The sequence below is a fragment of the Mitsuaria sp. RG genome, assembly GCF_028369275.1.
GTDB classification, from domain to species: domain Bacteria; phylum Pseudomonadota; class Gammaproteobacteria; order Pseudomonadales; family Pseudomonadaceae; genus Aquipseudomonas; species Aquipseudomonas peradeniyensis.
On the sequence record NZ_JAQMYQ010000052.1, the window covers coordinates 19,655 to 38,189 of the forward strand.

At 64.8% G+C, this 18,535-nt stretch carries 27 protein-coding genes; 5 read left to right on the forward strand and 22 right to left on the reverse strand.

All coding sequences use genetic code 11. From position 1 onward, the window contains the following. Positions 1-5: 5 nt before the first annotated feature. From POF53_RS22400 to POF53_RS22460, 13 genes are read right to left on the reverse strand one after another with little or no spacing between them, the layout of a single operon-like run. Positions 6-182: a hypothetical protein gene (locus POF53_RS22400; RefSeq protein ID WP_203651987.1), complete on the reverse strand. Its 177-nt coding sequence runs from the start codon at positions 180-182 to the stop codon at positions 6-8. After that, entirely contained in the window at positions 179-814 is a 636-nt protein-coding gene (locus POF53_RS22405) for an HrpE/YscL family type III secretion apparatus protein (protein ID WP_254464934.1), read from the reverse strand. The genes POF53_RS22400 and POF53_RS22405 overlap by 4 nt, the downstream gene beginning before the upstream one ends. Further along, the gene (locus tag POF53_RS22410) at positions 793-1,407 is read right to left on the reverse strand and encodes a SctK family type III secretion system sorting platform protein (RefSeq protein WP_498969497.1); all 615 of its coding nucleotides are present in this window, start codon (positions 1,405-1,407) and stop codon (positions 793-795) included. The genes POF53_RS22405 and POF53_RS22410 overlap by 22 nt, the downstream gene beginning before the upstream one ends. Then, a complete protein-coding gene (gene sctJ / locus POF53_RS22415) occupies positions 1,404-2,117 on the reverse strand; it encodes a type III secretion system inner membrane ring lipoprotein SctJ (protein ID WP_498969499.1) in 714 nt (237 codons plus the stop codon). Before sctJ ends, POF53_RS22410 begins: the two co-directional genes overlap by 4 nt. Before the next feature lie 28 nt (positions 2,118-2,145). Beyond that, positions 2,146-2,484, reverse strand: coding sequence for a type III secretion system inner rod subunit SctI (sctI, locus tag POF53_RS22420; RefSeq protein WP_203651978.1), 339 nt, complete (start codon positions 2,482-2,484; stop codon positions 2,146-2,148). Next, positions 2,481-2,702: a hypothetical protein gene (locus POF53_RS22425; RefSeq protein ID WP_232857001.1), complete on the reverse strand. Its 222-nt coding sequence runs from the start codon at positions 2,700-2,702 to the stop codon at positions 2,481-2,483. Before POF53_RS22425 ends, sctI begins: the two co-directional genes overlap by 4 nt. After that, positions 2,699-3,049 (reverse strand): YscG family type III secretion system chaperone, encoded by a 351-nt coding sequence (locus POF53_RS22430; RefSeq protein WP_232857000.1) that lies wholly within the window; start codon positions 3,047-3,049, stop codon positions 2,699-2,701. The genes POF53_RS22425 and POF53_RS22430 overlap by 4 nt, the downstream gene beginning before the upstream one ends. A gap of 2 nt (positions 3,050-3,051) precedes the next feature. Continuing rightward, positions 3,052-3,312, reverse strand: coding sequence for an EscF/YscF/HrpA family type III secretion system needle major subunit (locus tag POF53_RS22435; RefSeq protein ID WP_232856999.1), 261 nt, complete (start codon positions 3,310-3,312; stop codon positions 3,052-3,054). Position 3,313: 1 nt separating this feature from the next. Next, on the reverse strand, positions 3,314-3,511 hold the full coding sequence (locus POF53_RS22440; protein WP_232856998.1) for an EscE/YscE/SsaE family type III secretion system needle protein co-chaperone: 198 nt from the start codon (positions 3,509-3,511) through the stop codon (positions 3,314-3,316). Further along, complete coding sequence (locus tag POF53_RS22445; protein WP_498969503.1) at positions 3,501-4,403, reverse strand: FHA domain-containing protein; 903 nt, start codon at positions 4,401-4,403, stop codon at positions 3,501-3,503. The genes POF53_RS22440 and POF53_RS22445 overlap by 11 nt, the downstream gene beginning before the upstream one ends. A gap of 1 nt (position 4,404) precedes the next feature. Next, positions 4,405-5,925, reverse strand: coding sequence for a type III secretion system outer membrane ring subunit SctC (gene sctC / locus POF53_RS22450; protein ID WP_274235426.1), 1,521 nt, complete (start codon positions 5,923-5,925; stop codon positions 4,405-4,407). Beyond that, entirely contained in the window at positions 5,913-6,335 is a 423-nt protein-coding gene (locus POF53_RS22455; RefSeq protein ID WP_498969506.1) for a CesT family type III secretion system chaperone, read from the reverse strand. The genes sctC and POF53_RS22455 overlap by 13 nt, the downstream gene beginning before the upstream one ends. 34 nt (positions 6,336-6,369) lie before the next feature. Beyond that, positions 6,370-7,143, reverse strand: coding sequence for a helix-turn-helix transcriptional regulator (locus POF53_RS22460; RefSeq protein WP_442800109.1), 774 nt, complete (start codon positions 7,141-7,143; stop codon positions 6,370-6,372). Positions 7,144-7,451: 308 nt separating this feature from the next. Here POF53_RS22460 and POF53_RS22465 point away from each other — a divergent pair, with 308 nt between their 5' ends. Next, the gene (locus POF53_RS22465; protein ID WP_232856995.1) at positions 7,452-7,820 is read left to right on the forward strand and encodes a CesT family type III secretion system chaperone; all 369 of its coding nucleotides are present in this window, start codon (positions 7,452-7,454) and stop codon (positions 7,818-7,820) included. A 7-nt stretch (positions 7,821-7,827) separates the two neighbouring features. On the opposite strand, the gene POF53_RS22470 is transcribed toward POF53_RS22465, so the two are convergent. From POF53_RS22470 to POF53_RS22495, 6 genes are all read right to left on the reverse strand, one after another. Further along, a complete protein-coding gene (locus POF53_RS22470) occupies positions 7,828-8,412 on the reverse strand; it encodes a DinB family protein (protein WP_232856993.1) in 585 nt (194 codons plus the stop codon). Between the two features lie 11 nt (positions 8,413-8,423). Further along, entirely contained in the window at positions 8,424-9,524 is a 1,101-nt protein-coding gene (zapE, locus tag POF53_RS22475; protein ID WP_232856992.1) for a cell division protein ZapE, read from the reverse strand. A 75-nt stretch (positions 9,525-9,599) separates the two neighbouring features. Beyond that, positions 9,600-10,748, reverse strand: coding sequence for a PQQ-dependent sugar dehydrogenase (locus POF53_RS22480; RefSeq protein ID WP_234562941.1), 1,149 nt, complete (start codon positions 10,746-10,748; stop codon positions 9,600-9,602). A 21-nt stretch (positions 10,749-10,769) separates the two neighbouring features. After that, the gene (locus tag POF53_RS22485; RefSeq protein ID WP_203651957.1) at positions 10,770-11,090 is read right to left on the reverse strand and encodes a hypothetical protein; all 321 of its coding nucleotides are present in this window, start codon (positions 11,088-11,090) and stop codon (positions 10,770-10,772) included. Between the two features lie 332 nt (positions 11,091-11,422). Beyond that, positions 11,423-12,358, reverse strand: a complete 936-nt coding sequence (speB, locus tag POF53_RS22490; protein WP_269806800.1) for an agmatinase — start codon at positions 12,356-12,358, stop codon at positions 11,423-11,425. Between the two features lie 53 nt (positions 12,359-12,411). Then, positions 12,412-13,491 (reverse strand): extracellular solute-binding protein, encoded by a 1,080-nt coding sequence (locus POF53_RS22495; RefSeq protein WP_232856989.1) that lies wholly within the window; start codon positions 13,489-13,491, stop codon positions 12,412-12,414. A 102-nt stretch (positions 13,492-13,593) separates the two neighbouring features. On the opposite strand from POF53_RS22495, the gene POF53_RS22500 reads away from it, so the two are divergent. After that, complete coding sequence (locus tag POF53_RS22500) at positions 13,594-14,484, forward strand: LysR family transcriptional regulator (RefSeq protein ID WP_498969510.1); 891 nt, start codon at positions 13,594-13,596, stop codon at positions 14,482-14,484. 123 nt (positions 14,485-14,607) lie between these two features. After that, positions 14,608-15,078, forward strand: a complete 471-nt coding sequence (locus POF53_RS22505) for an LEA/WHy family protein (RefSeq protein ID WP_203652624.1) — start codon at positions 14,608-14,610, stop codon at positions 15,076-15,078. Between the two features lie 25 nt (positions 15,079-15,103). On the opposite strand, the gene POF53_RS22510 is transcribed toward POF53_RS22505, so the two are convergent. Both POF53_RS22510 and POF53_RS22515 read right to left on the reverse strand, forming a co-directional pair. Beyond that, the gene (locus tag POF53_RS22510; RefSeq protein ID WP_232856987.1) at positions 15,104-16,045 is read right to left on the reverse strand and encodes a carbon-nitrogen hydrolase family protein; all 942 of its coding nucleotides are present in this window, start codon (positions 16,043-16,045) and stop codon (positions 15,104-15,106) included. A 65-nt stretch (positions 16,046-16,110) separates the two neighbouring features. Then, positions 16,111-16,374, reverse strand: a complete 264-nt coding sequence (locus tag POF53_RS22515; RefSeq protein WP_203651948.1) for a hypothetical protein — start codon at positions 16,372-16,374, stop codon at positions 16,111-16,113. 132 nt (positions 16,375-16,506) lie between these two features. Here POF53_RS22515 and POF53_RS22520 point away from each other — a divergent pair, with 132 nt between their 5' ends. Further along, a complete protein-coding gene (locus tag POF53_RS22520) occupies positions 16,507-16,827 on the forward strand; it encodes an ElaB/YgaM/YqjD family protein (RefSeq protein WP_031315252.1) in 321 nt (106 codons plus the stop codon). 1 nt (position 16,828) lies between these two features. Here POF53_RS22520 and POF53_RS22525 read toward each other — a convergent pair whose 3' ends face one another. Then, complete coding sequence (locus POF53_RS22525) at positions 16,829-17,446, reverse strand: MiaE family protein (protein ID WP_232856986.1); 618 nt, start codon at positions 17,444-17,446, stop codon at positions 16,829-16,831. Between the two features lie 156 nt (positions 17,447-17,602). On the opposite strand from POF53_RS22525, the gene POF53_RS22530 reads away from it, so the two are divergent. After that, positions 17,603-18,466 carry a universal stress protein gene (locus tag POF53_RS22530; RefSeq protein ID WP_050704888.1) on the forward strand — a complete coding sequence of 288 codons (864 nt, stop codon included), beginning with the start codon at positions 17,603-17,605 and terminating at the stop codon, positions 18,464-18,466. Positions 18,467-18,535 lie beyond the last annotated feature (69 nt).

The window sequence follows — 18,535 nt, forward strand, 5'->3', positions numbered from 1 at the left end:
GAGCGCTAGACCAGGATCCCACGCTGCGGCAATGGCCGGCGCACAGGCACGGTTTCTGCGCGCTCCCTCGCCAGATTCCGAGCAGGCTGGCGAAGCTGTGTCCAGAACACCTGGAGCAACGCATCGCGCTCCTGATCATCACGGATCGCCCGCGCGGCTGCGGCCAACACGGCTTCGTTCATGGCGTTCCAGCCTCATCGTCAAGGTGCCGTTGCGTCAGCGCCCGCTGCAACGCGGCCAACTGCCCTTCGATACTGGCATCGATCACGCAGCCTGCGGTCTCCAGGCGACAGCCGCCTCGCGCTAGCCTGGCATCGGCGCATACCTCGACAGGCCCGACCTCGGGATATAGCGCGAGCACTTCATCCAAACGCTGGCGAACCTCAGGCAACTGATCGGGCCCTACGTGCAGCAACAACGCTTCCATTGGCTGAACCTGCGCCAGCGCCTGACGGGTCGCGGCCAGTGTCAGCTCGATATCAGGGTACTCCCCCAGCACCTTGCACACGGCCTGGCGCACCACCTCGCTCATCTGCTGGTCGACCTGGCGATAGAAGGCATCGCAGCGCAAGCGTGTCCCATGCAGCAACGCCACCTGTTCGATGGCGGCCATTTCCAGCCCGACCTCCCGCCCGAGCCGCTGATGCTCCTCGAGCACCGCATCGGCCCGGGCATCGATATCCCGGGCACGCTGACGTGCGTTTTCGGTCAGTACGCTGGCATCGAGGTACTGCTGATAGTCAGTGCTGCGCAATACGTTCAGGCTCGGGTCGATCATCGGCCGGGCCTCATTCAACTCAATAAATGGCAACATTCCGGGCTCCTGTCTCGGGCCACTTTCAGGCAAAGGGTGCGTGCCAGGACGCGTTGTTCATCGTCCATCGGCCAAGTCGGCATTGCAGTCACGGCGGGCAGGCGCAGGTTCAGACGCCGAGCGAACCCCGAATCGACCTCACCGCATGCCTGCAGCCAGAACGCCAAGCCACAACCAGGCAGGTACGCGTCCAGGTCACCGGCTGGCAGCGCCTGTTGCCAGCCCACAGGCCAAGGGCCAATGACGAGACACCACTTTTCCAGGCAATAGCGCAGGCCCTGTGGGTCGAGTGCCGCCCGCAACCGCGCCTGCCCCGACCGTTCGAGTACTTGTCGGATGGCCTGGCCATGCAGCAGGCCGCCCAAACTGGCCAACACCCGCTCCAATGCCGGCTGTGAAAACAGGGCCAGCCTGCCGAGTCGTTCTGGCAAGTCGAACGGCTCGCACAGCGCCAGCACCGACATCAGCCAGCCGTTGACCTCGCGACTCTCCCGCCAGTACGGCAAGGCCTGAACCATCTGATCCAGCGCTTCGGGACAGTGGGTCGAATGCAGGTAGTGCGCCGGGCAGTAACGAAACTGGAACTCGGTCATGCTCTCTGACGCCACCACAGGTACTGCGCCAGGTTGCTCAGTACCAGCACCCCGAGCAGCACGCCCAGCAGCGCCACAAGCCGCCAGCGCGAACCTTCCAGAACCTGGATCGACAACAGCGTGACATGGCGCAGGCCCGCCAGCGGTTGACGCGCCTGGTTCGACGGCACCAGCACCACGCTGATGCGCTCGTAGTCCAGGCCTTCGATGCTGTTGCTCAACAGCTGTTTCATCTGCCCGATGTACAGCTCCAGCGCCGCATCCGCCGCATGTTTGATAAAGATCGACGCCGACGCTACGCCGGCCTGCGCGCGCAGGCCGTCACGGGGCTCCGGCAATACCACGTGCACCCGGGCCACCAGTACACCATCGATCTCCGACAAGGTCCGCGACAGTTCCTGGGACTTCACATAGGTCAGCCGCGCCTGTTCCTCCAAGGGCGAGGAGATCAGGCTGTCCCGGGGAAACACGTCGTTGACCGTGGAGAACATCTCCCGCGGATAGCCCTGACGCTTGAGCGCCGCCAGCGCGTGGCCGATATCGGCTTCGTCGATCAGGATCTTCACCTTGCCGTCCTTGTCCTGGGCCTTCACCGCTGCGATGCCCTCGGTGTCCAGCACCGCGAGCATTTCGTTGGCCTCGCGCTGGGCGAGGCCAAGGTAAAGCTCGACCCTGCACCCGCCCAGTGTCAGCACTGCCAGAAGCAGCATGCACTGCCATGATCTTTTCACAGGACACCTACTGGGCTTTCATGAGGGTTTCGATGTTCTGCGTGGTGCGCCCGACACCCTTGGCGATCAACTCTACCTGCAGGTTGCTGCGGATCAGCGACCAATGGGCGTCCATCAGTGCCACGGGGTCCCCCGTGCGCGAGACCAGGCTGGCCTGCGCGCCCTGCCGGGCTTCGGTATGCTGCTGGTGGAGCTGCCCTATCTGGTGCAGCAGTCCATCGCCAGGGCTGTCGGCGGCACCGGAAAGCGCTTGCTCGAACTCGGCCACCTGCCGGGAATCGGCAGCCGGTGCTGACAGGGACTGCAGGTCGGTGACAACCCGGGTTACCTCGGTAATGCCATTCATGAGTCGCCCTCCACCGTGAAGGAATCATTCAGCAGGTCCATCGCCATGGCGAGCACTTGCAGCCTCGTTTGCTGCGTCAGTTCCGAGGACACCTGTTCGCGGGTTTGATGTTCAACAAGGCTTGCCTGGAACTCGGCTGCGTCTTGATCACTGTGCGTGGGCAACGCGATCAGTGCACCTTGCGCACCAGACACAAGCGCCGAGGCCAGCGGACTCATGCCACCACCTGGGCGCGCATGCCCTGGGCAAAGCGGACCAGGTCAGGATCACCGCTCTGCGCCATGCCCTCGAGACGCCGCTCGAGCACGGCCATGTAGCCCAACTGACGCTCGCACAGCGCCAGCCACGGCTCGAGGGATGGCCAGGGTGCCTGGTTGCCCTCTGCCAGGGCTTCCTCGCAACGCCCCTGCCCCATCAGGCTGGCAATGCGTATCGCACAGGCGGCCTCCATGGTTGCCGGTTCCCGGGCCAGCCATTGCGCGATGCACAACGCCTCGTCATGGTGACGATGCTCGACACCCAGCAGGCCCAGGCGGGCCATCAGATTGTTCACGGAATGGTTCATGCTCAGAACTTCTGCAGGATGCTGCTGAGAGTGTTCTTGAAGGTCTGACCCAGGGTCGCATCGACCTGGAACACGTTCGACCAGATGTTCGTACGATGGCGCATGTCGGCCAGCAACGCAGGATCGTCACTTTTCTTGTTGAGCTTCTCGAGCGAATCGAGAACATCCTTGTTGGCCTTTTGTACCTGCTCGACCATCCCCTTGTGCACCATGTCCATGGTGTTGCTGGTACCGTCGTAGAAGCCGCTGCTGATGTTCGTCATTTCAGTGTTCCTCCAGTTTCTCGAGTATTTTCAAGGCTGCTTCAAGGGCCGCCAGTTGTTGGTGCAATTCCTGGAACTCGGAAGGTGGCAGCGGCTCCGACAACTGCCTGGCACAGGCCTGCCGTGCGTGCTCCAGCACCGAGAACATTCGCGCCTGCTTACGCGGATCACGCACCTCCCACATGAGTTCATCCATCATCTGCCGGTCTCTCCTTCAGGTTGATCACGTAGTCCCGGCCACCCTTGCTCAGCGTGATCGCCTGCCGATCGATCGCCAGGATGCGAATGCCGGAGGGCATCAGTGCCCCCACTGGGTAACGGCGGTTGTCGCTCAGCGTCACGTAGGGCAACCGCCCCAGTGAGACGCCTCGAACAGGGAAATCGAGTTTCGCGGGCGCAGGTGCCCTGCCCTCGTCGACCAAGCGCAATGATGGGTGGTCGCCGAATGCCTCGCGGTACTGTCGCTGCAGGTTCTGGTAGTCCTGGAGCTGGCGCTCGCGCAGCGCCCCGCGCAGCACCAGGGTGTGTCCCTGGTCGGTCACGCTCAAGGTGTCCTCCAGGCGCCATTCGCGCAGCAGTTGCGCCAGCCGCGTCCGGGCTTGCTCCTGGGGCTGGGGCGGTTGCTCGACGGGCGCTACCACTGCTGTTGGCGTGTCCTGTGCCTCAGCGTCGGCAATCAACAATCGCGTGAGCAACACGAGCAGCAAAAGCAACCCGGCACCCGGCACCATGAACCAGCCGTGGCGCAAGCCTGACCGAGAACGCTGCGCGGGAAGCCACTCGGCGAACAGGTCGTCTTGATTGCAGAAGGCCCACTGCAGCGGACCGCAACATTGAGTCGCCAATGCCTGGAGTTCGGCCTGCGCTGCCACCTCTCGTCCATCCTGGGTGGGTGCTTCGCTCGAACCCCACTCCAACAAGCGTACGCCACCGGCCTCGACCATCAGCACCAGGTGAATGGCGGCAATGCCCGTATCCGCCAGCACCAGGTCGGCCTGGGCCGGATCGGCGCCGATGTCCACCCGCCCAGGCATCAGGGACACCTCGGCGCCGGCATTCAAACCGCTGTAGATCCGCAGTTTCCAGGTCATATCAGGCACGCTCGCCAAGCCCGGGGTCAATCAGCCTCGGCTCGATCAGGAACAGGCGCACCGAACGACGGGTGTTGCTCGACTGATAGCGGAACAAGGCGCCCAGGAAGGGAATGTCACCCAGCAACGGGACCTTGCGGATGCTTTCGCTCGTTTCGTCGCGATGGATGCCACCGATCATCAGACTCTGCCCAAGGTCTACCCGGGCCAACGTGTCGATGACCGTGCGGCTGACGGTCGGAATGCCATCGGGCCCGGTGCTGTTGGGTTTCTGGCTGCCATCCTCGATATGCAGGCTCAGGCTGATTTCCGGCCGGTCCGTGCTGCGGATCAGGCGCGGCGTCATCTTCAGCAAGGTGCCGTAGGTAATGGCCTTGAGCTCGGCCACCCGCTCGCCCATCACCCGCACATAGTAGGTTTCGCTATGATCGATCACTGCCAGGGTGTTTTCCTGGGTCAGCAAGGTCGGGCGTGATACCACCTGGGCATGACCCTCGCCCTGCATCAGGGTGATCTTGGCCAGCAGCCGGTTCAATCCCCGACTATCGACCAGGCTGCCAGCCAACGTGGTTTGCGCCAATCCCGCTTGGGTTCGGATGTCCATCAGTTGATGCTTACCGACTCCGAACTGCCATTCCACGCCCAGCTCATCCAGGTGTTCGGCGTTGATATCGAGGATCGTCAGGCCTACCTCTATCCGCGCCGCTGGCCGGTCCAGCGCCATGACCAGGCGCCGGTACATGGGCAGGCGCTCGGCGTGATCACGCACGATGATGGAATTGATCGACGGTTCGGCCTGGACCACGGCCCGGCCGGCACGCACGGGCGCGCCCTCTCCCACGGACTGGCCGTCGACCGCCACCACATTGGCATCGGCCAGCACCCGGGAAAGGAGCGTGGCCACGCCGGGCACCGCCACCTTCTGGTCGCGATAGTCGATCTCGCGGTCCACGGCCACCGCATGCCGGAGTGGGATCACCTCGACGCTCAGGCTGCCACCCAGTTCATCCTGCAGGCTGGCCTGCTGCTCCAGGGCCTTGACGGTCTGCTCGACCCGGTCCAGATAGCGGGGCGGTCCCGACGCATACACCAGCCGTCCACCCGACGTGGCACGCCAGGCAAAGCGCGAGGTCCAGCCACCACCCTCCTGGAGCGCCGCACGTAGTTGCGGCTCGCGTACCCTGTCCAGGTGGATCAGGCGGGTCTGCACTTCGCTCGACTTGTCGACATGCAGCACCGCGCCGTCGTAGTACCAGGCCAGGTTGTAGAGCACCGCGACCTGCTCGAGAAACGCCTGCGGGTCCGGCTGCTCGAAGGTGGCGCTAACCTGGTCCCTGACCTTGTCGCTGACCACCACCGAACCTTGATAGTTGGTGGCAAAATTGGTCAGCACATCGCGCAGGCTCTCGCCCTGGGCGATGTAGTGGAACGGCTCGTCCGCCCAATCCAGCGGCTCGCCCTGGGCGACAAGACTGGCCAGCAGGGCTGCCAGACCGGTGGCAAGCGATCTCATGGCAGCCATACGCTTGCTCCACGGGCAATCAGGGGTGTCGGGCCGCGACGGAACGCGCACAGGACATTCAGCAGGGCGAGCTGAACCCCGAGCACATGCTCAAGGGCATCCACATCGCCCTTTGACAGGTCTATCCAGGCCTCAAGCAGCAGTTCTCCCTCAGGTGTCAGTGCCAACCGCTGCGGGCACTGCGCAGCCCACGCAACGAGCATGCCCGACAGGCGGCGCAGGACCTGTTGGTCGAGACTGGCGCCTTGACCGACCACCGACGACAGCGAGCTGCGAACCACCAGCCGTACGCCACGCGGTTCGAGCCGCAGGCCATGGCCATCAATGCACAGGTGGTAGCCGCCAGCATCATCGGCCAGCCATGGCGCCATGCCCAGCCGGTGGGCCAGCTGCGTGAAAAGTCTGTTCATACGGGTCTTGTCCATGCGAGGTAGGGGTTGGCGCCTAGCGACGGGCGTCGCTGGGCGTGCAACCGAAACGCCGGCGATAGCTCTGGCTGAAATACGACTGGCTGGAAAAGCCGCTTTCCATGGCGATGTCGACAATGCTCATGCGCGTGTTCAGCAGCAGATGATGCGCGTGGACAATCCGGCGCTCGGTGATCCAGGCCCGCGGCGAGCAGTTGTAGAAGGAGCAGAACAGGCTCTTGAATGCCGTCAGACCCAGCCCGAAGGCCTCGGCGTACTGGTCCAGGCGCCACTCGCGCAGGTAGTGCTGCTCCATGAAGGCGTGCAGGCGATCGACATGGCGATTGCCCTGCTGCCGCAGGGCTGCCAGCAATGCCCGGCCCTGCGCCCCGAACACCAGCAGCAACAGCAGCTCCTCCAGGCGCAGCATTGCCAGCATCGACGAGGTCCCCTCGCCTTCGAGCCCCGCCAGGCGGGTCACGCATTCCTGCGCCGCAGTGCAAGGGTGAAGCCGCAAGGTATTCACACCGGGCTCGCCGCAGCGCTCGAGATGGCTCAGTTCCTGGCCGTGGCGCTGCATGAACGCCTGCACGAAATTCACGTCCAGCGGCAGCCACAGCACCTGGCACGCCTGCCATCGGGTCGCCACCAGGTAGGTGCCACGCTTGACGAACAGCAGCTCGCCGGCCTGTAGATCGATGACATTGTCTTTTTCGCGCACGGCCAGCTCGCCTGCCATGATCGCGTAGAAGCCTTCCTGCCCCTGGGACGCAAAACCCGCCCCGACAACATCCAACTGCCGCCCTTGCACACACCAGTCCTCAACTGGAGAAATCCCTCTCGCACCAGGCCGTACTTCCCGTAGACCCCTTTACACACCACGTCGAAGCTCAACGGGTGTAGACATGGCCATAGGCTACGATGCCCTCCCCTGCTTGAACGCAGGGATTGTCCTGGAATGGGCGGAGGCATTTCGCCACCATCTGTAGGAAGTTCGCTGAACCTGGCGCACGGCAGAAAGTGAGCGACAGCCAGCAGCTAAAAAACGACGACAGCCTCCGATAGTCGGGCAAGCAGCATGGTCGTTACCGTGGCGGTCCCCTCCAACGAGAACTCGCCATGCCAGGCACAAACTATGACTATGCGTTGACCCAGCTGTACGCGGCCTTGAAGCTGGATCCCCCAGTGGCCTTCGAGCCGGTGATCAGCCTGCGAGTAGGCACCCATGTGTGCAACGTGACCGAGCACCCCGCCGACCAGTTGCTGATGTTCATCGAACTACCCGCCATCGACGACGTACGCTGGGGCCAGCAGAACCTGTTCTGCCAGGACGCCTGCAAGCCCGTGCTCGGCCTCGACCCGATCACGGGCTGCCAGGTGCTATGGAACCGCCAATCCCTGATGCAGATGGACCGCGCCATGGTGCATCACCAACTGGAACAGCTGGTTCAGGCCGCCCATGATCTGGCCGACGGCGAAACACCCTGAATGGCGTTCAGCGCTGCGCCCAGATCTGCGCTTCGCTCCACCCCAGGGCGGCAAAGTCCTCGGCGCGCAGCGAGGCCTCCTCTTCGCAGAAGAATTCGTCCAGTTGCGGAGGCCTGACCGCCGTGTCGCTGAGCATCGCATGCACCTGGCCGCGGTGGTGGATCTGGTGCTCGAACAGGTGCGACAGCAAGCGCAGGCGCGGCTCATGCTGCATCCGCTCCGGCCGCACGATGCTGACATAGCGCCCGAGTTGGTCATCGCGCAATTGCCGGCAGTAAGCGATCAGCCGCTGGTCGGCCTGGGCCTGCTGGGCTTGCAGGTCGGTACAGGTAGCGAAAGGCTGCTCGGGCACGAAGAAGCGCTCGCCGTCCGGGTCGGGCGTTGCCCCGCGCTGCTCGCACTCCAGCGCGTCCAGGTAGAACCAGTCCACCGTCAACAGGTGGTTGAGGGTGGCCTTGATCGAGGGGAAGAAGCTGCAACGGGGGGCGACGAACTCGTCCTGGGTCAGTTGCAGGCAGGCCTTGTACAGGCGATGGTTGGCCCAGCCGTTGTTGTAGGCCTGGGTCAGCAGATGATGCGACAGCGGCTCCATGGTCGGCTCCTTCAGGCGAAGCGTTGCAGTTGCATCTCCCGTAGCCGGCTCAGGGTCCGTTGGTACGGGAACGCCAGATACCCTTGAGTGTAGAGCGCTTCCAGCGGGACCTCGGCCTCCAGGTACAACGCGACCCGCCGGTCGTAACACTCGTCGACCAGCGCGATGAAACGCCGCACGCTGTCATCCTTGGGCGCCAACGTCGGCAGTTCGCGGTCTCCGGCCTCGACACGGGCGGCGCCATCTTCAGTGCCACGGGCGATACGCCCGGCCTGCTGCACGCCGCCCAGGGCCGGCACATCACTCAGCAGAATGGCCGGGTAACGGTCGCACAACGCCATGAAGTCCATGGCGGCCAGGGGCTGCTCGCACAGATCGGCAAATCGGCACCAGAGCGCCCGCGGGCTGTGGCGCACGACCTGAACGTGGCGCGAGCCGATCTGCACGGCCTGCGCGCTGCCGGGGTCATCCGGGCTCAACTGGTCGAACACCGTCGACAACGCCCCGCCACCTCCCGCTGGCGCCACCCAGTAGCGTTGCAACCGTGCCCCCGGGTGCAGGCGATGGTCCTGCTCGCCGGCCACCGACAGCACGCGCATATGCTGCTCGATGGCGGCGATGGCCGGCAGGAAGCGCTCGCGGTTGAAGCCGTCGCGGTACAGTTGGTCGGGGGGCTGATTGGAGGTGGCGACGATTACTACGCCCTGGTCGAACAACACCTGGAACAGCCGACCGAGGATGATCGCGTCACCGATATCGCTGACGAACAGCTCGTCGAAACACAGCACGCGAATCTCGCCAGCCAACTCGCGGGCCAGGGCCTTGAGCGGGTCGGCGGTGCCGTTGAGCTGGAACAGGCGCTGGTGGACCCAGGCCATGAAGTGATGGAAGTGCTGGCGCCGGGCAGGTAGCGACAACGAACGGTGAAACAGGTCCATCAACCAGGTCTTGCCACGGCCCACCGGGCCCCAGAGGTACAGGCCCTGGGTCGACTTGTCCTGGCCCAGGGCATCGAAGCAGGCCTGCAATGCGGTGACGGCGGCCGCCTGGTCCGGGTCGGGAAAGTAGCCGCGTTCAGTGAGGGCCTGGAGGTAGAGGGATTCTGGCGTCATGCCGGCCATGGTACGACACTTTCGCCCCTATCGTGCGTGGGAGCGGGCGTGCCCCGCGATAAGCCCCCTCAGCCATCATCCGTCCTTCAAGCCCACCTTCAACAATGCCCCGTCCTTGGCATCGGTCAGCACATACACATAACCATCCGGCCCCACCCGCACATCGCGGATCCGCGCCTTGAGATCGCCCAACAAGCGCTCTTCATGCACGATCTTGTCACCATCGAGCTGTAAACGAATCAACTCCTGGGTCGCCAACGCGCCAATGAACAGGTTGTGCTCCCACGCCTTGAAGGTCGGGCTGCCATAGAACGCCATGCCGCTGATGCCCGGCGACTTCTCCCACACATGATGCGGGTCGACCATGCCATCGACATGCTTGCCCTTGGCTTCCGGGATCGGCAGCATCGAGTAATTGATGCCATGGGTGGCGATCGGCCAACCGTAGTTCTTGCCGGGCCGTGGAATGTTGATCTCGTCGCCGCCACGGGGGCCGTGCTCGTGGGTCCACAGCTGGCCGGTCCAGGGGTTCAATGCCGCGCCCTGCTGGTTGCGGTGGCCGAACGACCAGATCTCCGGGCGCACATTGTCGCGGCCGACGAAGGGGTTGTCCTTGGGTACCTCGCCATCGGGCAGGATGCGCACGATCTTGCCCTGCAGCTTGTCCAGGTCCTGGGCGGTGGGCCGCTGGTTGTTCTCGCCCAAGGCGATGAACAGGTAACCGTCGCGGTCGAACACCAGCCGCGAACCGAAATGATTGCCTTCGGAGAGCTTGGGCTGCTGACGGAAAATCACCGTGAAATTCTCCAACCGCGCGCGGTCCTGGGACAGCTGGCCACGGCCGACCGCAGTCCCCGCCTTGCCGTCGGGGCCTTCTTCGGCAAACGACAGATAGACCGTTCGGTCCTTGTCGAAGTCCGGCGACAGCACCACGTCGAGCAGGCCACCCTGCCCTTCGGCCCACACCTTGGGCACGCCGGACAATGGCGGGCCGACCTTGCCCTCTGCACTGACAATGCGCAGGTTGCCGGGGCGTTCACTCACCAGCATGTCCTTGCCACCCGGCAGGAAGGCCAGGGCCCAGGGGTTGCGCAGGCCGTCGGCGACAGTGCTGACGGTCAGTTGCCCCGCTTCACTGGGAAATTCCTGCTCGGCGGCCGCCTGGGCCAACAGCGGAAACAGGCCGGCGGCGGCCAGGGTGGTCAACCAGGTACGTGGCGTCATGCTCGATTCCTTCGAAGGGGCTCACGGCACGCGCAGCGAATCGCGTGGTGGCCGGGTGGGTTCCAGGTTCGGGGTCTGCTGCTCGCGGCGCAGGTTTTCGCCATTGCCGATACCGCGGTTGTCGAGAGTCGGCGGGCGCGGGTTGGGTTGCGTGGACGGGCCGCGCACCGGCGGCGTGGCGGGCACGCTGCCCTGGCGGCTGTTGGGGTTGGCACGCATGATCGGGCTGTTGTACGGGTTGTTGCTGTCGTTGGCGGCGAGCAACGGCGCCGGCAGGGGCGCCGCCTGGAGCGGCATGGCCAGCAACAGGCCGAGGCCCAGGATTGGCAGGGTGGGGTTCATGCTTCACCTCCGGTACGAAAAGGCGCGCTCCAGGGTTGGATAGCCTAAAGCGCGCAGGGTTCGACGCAAAAGGATGAATGTGGGTCCTGATGTTTCAGTATGGCCCCCTGGGCTGCGCTGTCGCGTAGGGAACAGGGTTCCAGCGTGGGAGCGGGCTGGTCGGAACGCCGCACCGCCCGGATCACCGGCGAAGCCGGTGCCAAACGCCACATCGCGGGGCAAGCCCGCTCCCACGCAGCTCCAGTCAAATCAAAGATTTATGTTTTGTTCCATGAGAGCGGCCTTGCCGAGGCGTCGGACCGGCCGGAAAGGGCCGCAAAGCGGCCCCTGCGCTACCTTGCCATATCCACCTTGTGCCGCGCCGCATACAGGCACAGCATCTCCATCGCCAGCGTCGCCCCGGCCAGCGCGGTGATATCGGCATGGTCATAGGCCGGCGCCACCTCCACCAGGTCCATGCCCACCAGGTTGATCCCGCGCAAGCCGCCGAGGATCTCCAGCGCCTGCACCGTGCTCAGCCCCCCGCATACCGGCGTGCCGGTGCCGGGCGCGAAGGCCGGGTCCAGACAGTCGATATCGAAGGTCAGGTACACCGGCCTGTCCCCCACCCGCTGGCGGATCGCGGCGATGATCGCCTCGGTGCCCGAACGATGTACCTGGCGGGCATCGAGGATGGCGAACCCCTGGCTGTCGTCATTGGTGGTGCGCAGGCCGATCTGCACCGAGTGCGCCGGGTCCACCAGGCCTTCGCGCGCCGCGTGCCAGAACATGGTGCCGTGGTCGATGCGCTTGCCCTCCTCATCCGGCCAGGTGTCGCTGTGGGCGTCGAAGTGCACCAGCGCCAGCGGGCCATGCCGGCGGGCATGGGCCTTGAGTAGCGGATAGCTGATGAAGTGGTCGCCACCCAGGGTGAGCATGGCGCAGCCGGCCTCGAGGATGTGCTCGGCGTGCGCCTCGATGCTGTCCGGCACCGACGCGGGCGTGCCGCTGTCGAACGCGCAGTCGCCGTAGTCGATCACCGCCAGGTGATCGAACGGGTCGAACGTCCAGGGCCAGTGTCGGGCCCAGGCTTGCTGCACCGAGGCGTTGCGGATCGCCCGCGGGCCGAAGCGCGCGCCGGGGCGGTTACTGGTGGCGGTGTCGAACGGCACACCGCTGACCACCACGTCGACACCGCGCAGGTCGCGGCTATAGCGGCGCCGGGAAAAACTGGTGATACCGGCATAGGTGCTCTCGGCGGCGGTGCCGTAGAGGCTGTCACGGGTCATGGCCTGGTCGTTGTCCTGGGCGAGGTCCACGGTCTGTCTCCTGTCGTTGTTGTTCACTGGCGGCTGCGGAAGGTGGTCCACAGGCGGTTGCGCTGGCGCAGGTCGGACAGCGCCATGCTGCGGTCGGCGAACAGGCGCTGGCGCACCTCGGCCGGCGGGTAGATGTCCGGGTCATTGCGGATCGCCGCATCCACCAGCGGCGTCGCGGCCTGGTTGGCGTTGGCGAAGAACAGCGTGTTGGTCAGGGCCGCCACCGATTCTGGGCGCAACATGAAGGCGATGAAGGCACGGGCCGCCTCGGGGTGCGGCGCGTCCTTGGGGATCACCAGGTTGTCCTGCCAGACCAGGGTGCCCTCGCGGGGGATGCGGTAGATCAGCTCGAACGGCTTGCCGGCGCGACGGGCCTGGTCGGCGGCCATGGCCGCGTCGCCGTTGTAGGTCAGCGCCAGGCACACGCTGCCGTTGGCCAGGTCGTTGATCTGGCGGCCGTTGGCCACGTAGCTGATCGACGGCTGCAACTGCTGCAACAGTGCCTGGGCGGCGTCCAGGTCGGCCTTGCTCTGGCTGTACGGGTCCTTGCCCAGGTAGTTGAGGGTCAGGCCGATTACCTCCTGGGGCGAGTCCGGCATGGCGATCCCGCAGTCCTTCAGGCGGCTGGCGTATTCGGGCTTGAACAACAGGTCGAGGCTGTCCAGCGGCACATCGCCCAGGCGCTGGCGCACGGCCTCGACATTCACCCCCAGCCCCAGCGTGCCCCAGGTGTATGGCACGGCATGGCGGTTGCCGGGGTCGGCCTCGGCCAGCTTGGCCAGCAGGTCCGGGTCGAGGTTGGCGTAGCCGGGCATCGCCTGCGCCTCGAGCGGCTGCAGGGCGCCGGCCTTGAGCGCCCGGGCCAGCACCGTGGCCGATGGCACCACCACGTCGTAGCCGCTGCCGCCGGTGAGCAGCTTGGTCTCCAGCACCTCGGTGGTGTCGAAGGTGTCGTAGCGGACCTTGTAGCCGGTTTCCTGCTCGAACCGCGCCAGGGTCTGCGGGGCGACATAGTCGGCCCAGCTGTACAGGTTGACGACCTTCTCCTCGGCCTGCAGCGGCAGGGCGATCAACAATGAAAGCAGGCACAACGTTCGACGCATGGCGGGCACCTCGGCGTGGGGGTGGATGCCGCCAGCATGCCTGCCGGGTTACATTGTAAAAATGGCAACTTTGCGAAGCTGACATTCACCAGGATCAATGTGATGCTCGGACAATTGCACGACCCGGACCTGCACCTGCTGCGGCTGTTCGTCACTGTAGTCGAGGCCGGCGGCTTCAGCGCCGCCCAGGGCGTGCTGGGGCTCAGCCAGCCCAGCATCAGCCAGCAGATGGCCAGGCTGGAGACCCGCCTGGGCTATCGCCTGTGCAGTCGAGGCAAGGGCGGCTTCAGGCTGACCGAGAAAGGCGAGCTGCTGCTCCAGGCGACCCGCGGCCTGTTGCTGCAGATCGAGCAGTTCCGCCAGCAGGCCAACGGTGTGGCCGGGTGCTTGCTTGGCACGCTGCGTATCGGCCTGGCCGAAAACCAGGACCGCGACGTCACCCTGCGCCTGGCCCAGGCCATCGCCCGTTTTCGCCAACGCGACGAGCAGGTGCGCCTGGAACTGACCAGCGCGCCACCCGCCGAGCTCGAACGGCTGTTGCTGGAACAGCGCCTGGACTGCGCCATCAGTTACTTCTCCGGCAACCAGGCGGCATTCGATTACCTGCCATTGTTCGAAGAACGCCAGCGACTCTACTGTGGCCAGGGGCATGAGCTGTTCGACCAGGTCCAGGTCAGTCGCGAGCAATTGCTGGAGGCCGACCAGGTCTGCCATCCCTACCGCTTTCTCAAGCAGGGCGAACCCTTCCAGAGCCGACGCAGCCTGGCGGTGGCGGAACAGATCGACAGCGCGCTGACGTTGATCCTGTCGGGACGCCATATCGGCTACCTGCCCTGCCACTGCGCCGCGACCTGGCAAGCCCAGGGACTGTTGCGGGCACTGGACCCGACACTGGATTTCGTGGTGCCGTTCACCTTGGCGCGGCACCGTGGGCAGGAGCCCGGTGAAGCGCAGCAGGCGTTCATGGAAGATCTTCGCAGTGTATTCGTTTGAATTGGGGCCGCTTTGCGGCCCATCGCGGGCAATCCCGCTCCCACAGGAGCCGCACATTCCTTGATAGCGGCGCCACGCATTTGCCACACTGAGGACTCGCCCGTGTCCCGAGACCCTATCACCATGTATGCCCGCGCCTGCCTGATCCTGCTGCTGACCCTTGGCCTGAGTGCCTGCGCCCTGTTCCAGGGCCGTGACCCGCTGAACATCAGCGTGATCGGCATCGACCCCCTGCCCGGCCAGGACCTGGAGCTGCGCATGGCGGTGAAGATCCGCGTGCAGAACCCCAACGAAACCCCGGTGGACTTCAACGGCATCGCCCTCAACCTGGAAGTCAACGACCAGCCCCTGGCCGCCGGAGTGAGTGATCAACGCGGGCATATCGGTCGCTACGACGAGGCGGTGATCGTGGTGCCGGTGAGCATCACCGCCTTCGCCTTCTTGCGCCAGGCCTATGGCCTGAGCCGGGTGGAGTCCCTGCAAGGCCTGCCCTATGTATTGCGCGGCAAGCTGGCGGGCGGCACGCTCGGGACAATGCGCTTCACCGACAAAGGCAAGCTGGACCTGCCCGCCGCCACAAGTGCCGGCTGGTAAACCTGTTGTTCAGGTAAGCGAACGATCACTCGCCAGCAGCGGCGGAACCGACAAAACGCACACCGGGGCGTGGACGTTCATCCACGCTGAGTTCGAACACATCCGGCCGTGCATAGTGGCCGACCACATCGAAGTCGTAACGTGCACGCACCAACTCATCGGTGTCGACCTCGGCACAAAGCAGCCCTCGTTCACCTACCAGGGGCCCAGCGAGTACCTCGCCGAGGGGGCCGACGATCACGCTGCCACCGTTGATCAACGGCCGGTCTGCCGGCCAGTTGGCCACCTCAAGGCCCAGCGCCGCCGGTGAGTCCTGCACCTGGCAGGCACTGATGACGAAACAGCGTCCTTCGGCGGCGATATGGCGCATGCTGACCTGCCACAGCTCGCGCTCATCCACCGTCGGCGCGCACCACAGCTGCACGCCCTTGGCGTACATGGCAGTGCGCAGCAGGGGCATGTAGTTCTCCCAGCATATCGCCGCGCCGATGCGCCCGGCGCGGCTCTCCACGACCGGCAGCGTGGAGCCGTCGCCCTTGCCCCAGATCAGCCGCTCGGTGCCGGTGGGCATCAGCTTGCGGTGCTTGGCCACCAGGCCGCCTTCAGGCTCGAAGAACAGCACGGTGCAGTACAGGGTATTGCCGCTGCGCTCGATCACGCCAAGCACCAGGCTCGCCCCGGTGCGCGCCGACAGCCCGGCCAGCGCCTCGGTTTCGGCACCCGGTACATCGATGGCGTTGGCGAAATAGCGGGCGAAGGCTTCACGCCCCTCGGGCAGGCGATAACCGAGCTGGGTACCAAACCCCTCGCCTTTCGGGTAGCCGCCGAGCAACGCCTCGGGCATCACCACCAGGCTGGCACCGGCCTCGCGGATGGCCTGCTCGTAGCCGAGGATCTGTTCCAGGGTGGCAGCCTTGCCCGCAGGCAGCGAGCCGATCTGCAGGGCGGCAACGATGGATCTTGGCATCCTGGGGACTCCTGTCAGAAGAAAGCCGAAAGGTGCGCACCCCGCACCGCAAGTGTTCGCCTGCCTCAGCGGCTGGTGCTGGCGGCGGCCATCATCTTGTTCACTTCACTGCGGACCAGTTGGGTGAATTCCGCCGGCGACATGCCGTCGAGCTCCGCACGCACCCACTCGGCCCACTTGCCCTTGCGCCGCGGTTTCTCCGCGATCAGCCGAGCGGCCTCACCCTTGGCCTTGCCCAGGTTGTTCTGCCAGTACTCGAACAAACGGGCCTTCTCTGCCTCGATCTGTGCCCGTTCCTGGAAGCTCATGTTGGCCAGATTGAAACTCATGGGGGTATTACCTGCCGCTGGAAAATGGGCGCTATCTTACACTGTAGCGACGCGCCATCGGTACGCCGCTGCAACTTTCCCGGCGCCGTGGCATCCACTGTTCAACGCCCAACCCTTCACGAGGATGTGTACATGGCCAGGAAAACCGCCGCGCAAGGCAACAACGACCAGATCAAGGATCAGGTGTTCAGCGAGCTGCAGGCATTGATCGAGGAATCCGAGAAACTGCTCAGCGACAGCGCGTCGCTGGTGGGTGAGGAAGCCGAAGGCATGCGCGCGCAACTGGGGCTGAAGCTGCGCCAGGCGCGCGACGCCACCAGCCGACTGGGCCAGAAGGCACAGCCGGTGGTCGAGGCGACACAGGAGTACATTGGCGGCCACCCCTGGCAGACGGTGGCGATTTCCGCAGGTTTCGGCCTGGTGGTCGGCTTGTTGCTCGGGCGCCGCCAGTAGCTCAGGCGGCTTGCGCCAGCGGAATTCCACTGTGGAAGCGCAGTTCCTGGTCGGGTGAAGTAATCAGCCCGACCTCGGCCTCGCGCACCTGCTCCACCACCTGGGCGATATCCGCTTCGTCACCATACTGGTGGGCCAGCTTCAGGTAGCCCTGGTAATGCCGTGCCTCGCTCTTGAGCAGGCCGTGGTAGAAGGTGCCGAGTTCTTCGTCCAGGTGCGGCACCAGGGCGGCGAAGCGCTCGCAACTGCGCGCCTCGATAAAAGCCCCCACCACCAGGGTATCCACCAGCTTGACCGGCTCATGGGCGCGCACCAGCCGCCGCAGGCCCGAAGCATAGCGCCCGGCCGAGACCGGCCGCAGCGGCACGCCCCGGCGCTTCATCAGGCGCAACACCTGCTCGTGGTGCACCAGTTCCTCGCGGGCCAGGCGCGACATCATGTTGATCAGGTCGAGGTGGGTGTTGTATTTGGCGATCAAGCTCAGCGCGGTGCTGGCCGCCTTGAACTCGCAGTTCTTGTGATCGATCAGCAGGGTCTCCTGGTCGGCCAGCGCAGCCTCGATCCAGGCATCAGGGGTACGGCAACCGAGGAAGGCGTCGATTTCAGGAATCAGGGACATGGCACTCACAATCACACAGGACATCGGCAGGACCGGGGATTATACCGGCGACCGTGCCGAGTGCCAGTGACTATGCTTGATACATATCAAGCGGCGGCGGCAGCGGCGCCGTCTATAGTCAGGCATTGGCCGCCATTCTGAAGGGAGTTCACGCCCATGCAAGCCGTACGCAGCATCCTTGTCGTCCTCGACCCCGAGCACGCCCACAGCCGTGCCCTGACCCGGGCCAAGCTGATCGCCGGGGTAACCGGCGCGCGCCTGCATCTGTTGATGTGCGACAAGAAGCAGGATCATGACGCGCTGCTCAGCTTGCTTAGCAGCCAGTTGCATGATGATGGGTATGACAGTGTCACCCATGAGCAGCATTGGAAGGACAATCTGCACAAGTCGATCATCCATGTGCAGCAGGCCGAAGGCTGTGAACTGGTGATCAAGGAGCATCGGCCGGACAATCCGCTGCGCAAGGCATTGCTCACCCCCAGCGACTGGAAGCTGCTGCGCGAGTGCCCCTGCGCGGTGCTGATGGTCAAGAGCGAGCGACCATGGACAGGTGGCAAGATCCTGGCGGCCGTGGATGTTGGCAATCAGGACGAAGCCCATCGCCTGCTGCATGCCAGCATTATCGACCATGGCTATGACATCGCCAGCTTGGCCAAGGGCGAGCTGCATGTGATCAGTGCCCACCCCTCGCCCATGCTGTCCGCTGCGGACCCGGTCTACCAGCTCACCGAGACCATCGAAAAGCGCTATCGCGAGGCGTGCCTGGCGTTCCAGGCGGAGTTCGATATCACCGATGACCGCCTGCACATCGCCGAAGGGCCCGCGGATGTGTTGATTCCCTACACCGAGAAGAAGCTCGATGCCGTGGTGACCATTGTCGGTACCGTGGCACGGACAGGCATCTCCGGGGCGCTGATCGGCAATACCGCGGAGGTGGTGCTGGACTCGCTGGAAAGCGATGTGCTGGTGCTCAAGAGCGAAGAGGCCAAGGCGCATCTGGCCGAGTTGGCGCGGGGCTGAAAGACGCAACGCGCCCCCTCTGTAGGAGCGGCCTTGTGCCGCGAAAGGGCTGCGTAGCAGACCCGGGGT

What these genes read in the sequence shown, in the direction of transcription:
- POF53_RS22400 (WP_203651987.1), bottom strand. Translation starts at nt 182, where the DNA reads ATGAACGAAGCCGTGTTGGCCGCAGCCGCGCGGGCGATCCGTGATGAT.
- POF53_RS22405 (WP_254464934.1), bottom strand. Translation starts at nt 814, where the DNA reads ATGTTGCCATTTATTGAGTTGAATGAGGCCCGGCCGATGATCGACCCG.
- POF53_RS22410 (WP_498969497.1), bottom strand. Translation starts at nt 1,407, where the DNA reads ATGACCGAGTTCCAGTTTCGTTACTGCCCGGCGCACTACCTGCATTCG.
- sctJ (WP_498969499.1), bottom strand. Translation starts at nt 2,117, where the DNA reads ATGCTGCTTCTGGCAGTGCTGACACTGGGCGGGTGCAGGGTCGAGCTT.
- sctI (WP_203651978.1), bottom strand. Translation starts at nt 2,484, where the DNA reads ATGAATGGCATTACCGAGGTAACCCGGGTTGTCACCGACCTGCAGTCC.
- POF53_RS22425 (WP_232857001.1), bottom strand. Translation starts at nt 2,702, where the DNA reads ATGAGTCCGCTGGCCTCGGCGCTTGTGTCTGGTGCGCAAGGTGCACTG.
- POF53_RS22430 (WP_232857000.1), bottom strand. Translation starts at nt 3,049, where the DNA reads ATGAACCATTCCGTGAACAATCTGATGGCCCGCCTGGGCCTGCTGGGT.
- POF53_RS22435 (WP_232856999.1), bottom strand. Translation starts at nt 3,312, where the DNA reads ATGACGAACATCAGCAGCGGCTTCTACGACGGTACCAGCAACACCATG.
- POF53_RS22440 (WP_232856998.1), bottom strand. Translation starts at nt 3,511, where the DNA reads ATGATGGATGAACTCATGTGGGAGGTGCGTGATCCGCGTAAGCAGGCG.
- POF53_RS22445 (WP_498969503.1), bottom strand. Translation starts at nt 4,403, where the DNA reads ATGACCTGGAAACTGCGGATCTACAGCGGTTTGAATGCCGGCGCCGAG.
- sctC (WP_274235426.1), bottom strand. Translation starts at nt 5,925, where the DNA reads ATGGCTGCCATGAGATCGCTTGCCACCGGTCTGGCAGCCCTGCTGGCC.
- POF53_RS22455 (WP_498969506.1), bottom strand. Translation starts at nt 6,335, where the DNA reads ATGAACAGACTTTTCACGCAGCTGGCCCACCGGCTGGGCATGGCGCCA.
- POF53_RS22465 (WP_232856995.1), top strand. Translation starts at nt 7,452, where the DNA reads ATGCCAGGCACAAACTATGACTATGCGTTGACCCAGCTGTACGCGGCC.
- POF53_RS22470 (WP_232856993.1), bottom strand. Translation starts at nt 8,412, where the DNA reads ATGGAGCCGCTGTCGCATCATCTGCTGACCCAGGCCTACAACAACGGC.
- zapE (WP_232856992.1), bottom strand. Translation starts at nt 9,524, where the DNA reads ATGACGCCAGAATCCCTCTACCTCCAGGCCCTCACTGAACGCGGCTAC.
- POF53_RS22480 (WP_234562941.1), bottom strand. Translation starts at nt 10,748, where the DNA reads ATGACGCCACGTACCTGGTTGACCACCCTGGCCGCCGCCGGCCTGTTT.
- POF53_RS22485 (WP_203651957.1), bottom strand. Translation starts at nt 11,090, where the DNA reads ATGAACCCCACCCTGCCAATCCTGGGCCTCGGCCTGTTGCTGGCCATG.
- speB (WP_269806800.1), bottom strand. Translation starts at nt 12,358, where the DNA reads ATGACCCGTGACAGCCTCTACGGCACCGCCGCCGAGAGCACCTATGCC.
- POF53_RS22495 (WP_232856989.1), bottom strand. Translation starts at nt 13,491, where the DNA reads ATGCGTCGAACGTTGTGCCTGCTTTCATTGTTGATCGCCCTGCCGCTG.
- POF53_RS22500 (WP_498969510.1), top strand. Translation starts at nt 13,594, where the DNA reads ATGCTCGGACAATTGCACGACCCGGACCTGCACCTGCTGCGGCTGTTC.
- POF53_RS22505 (WP_203652624.1), top strand. Translation starts at nt 14,608, where the DNA reads ATGTATGCCCGCGCCTGCCTGATCCTGCTGCTGACCCTTGGCCTGAGT.
- POF53_RS22510 (WP_232856987.1), bottom strand. Translation starts at nt 16,045, where the DNA reads ATGCCAAGATCCATCGTTGCCGCCCTGCAGATCGGCTCGCTGCCTGCG.
- POF53_RS22515 (WP_203651948.1), bottom strand. Translation starts at nt 16,374, where the DNA reads ATGAGTTTCAATCTGGCCAACATGAGCTTCCAGGAACGGGCACAGATC.
- POF53_RS22520 (WP_031315252.1), top strand. Translation starts at nt 16,507, where the DNA reads ATGGCCAGGAAAACCGCCGCGCAAGGCAACAACGACCAGATCAAGGAT.
- POF53_RS22525 (WP_232856986.1), bottom strand. Translation starts at nt 17,446, where the DNA reads ATGTCCCTGATTCCTGAAATCGACGCCTTCCTCGGTTGCCGTACCCCT.
- POF53_RS22530 (WP_050704888.1), top strand. Translation starts at nt 17,603, where the DNA reads ATGCAAGCCGTACGCAGCATCCTTGTCGTCCTCGACCCCGAGCACGCC.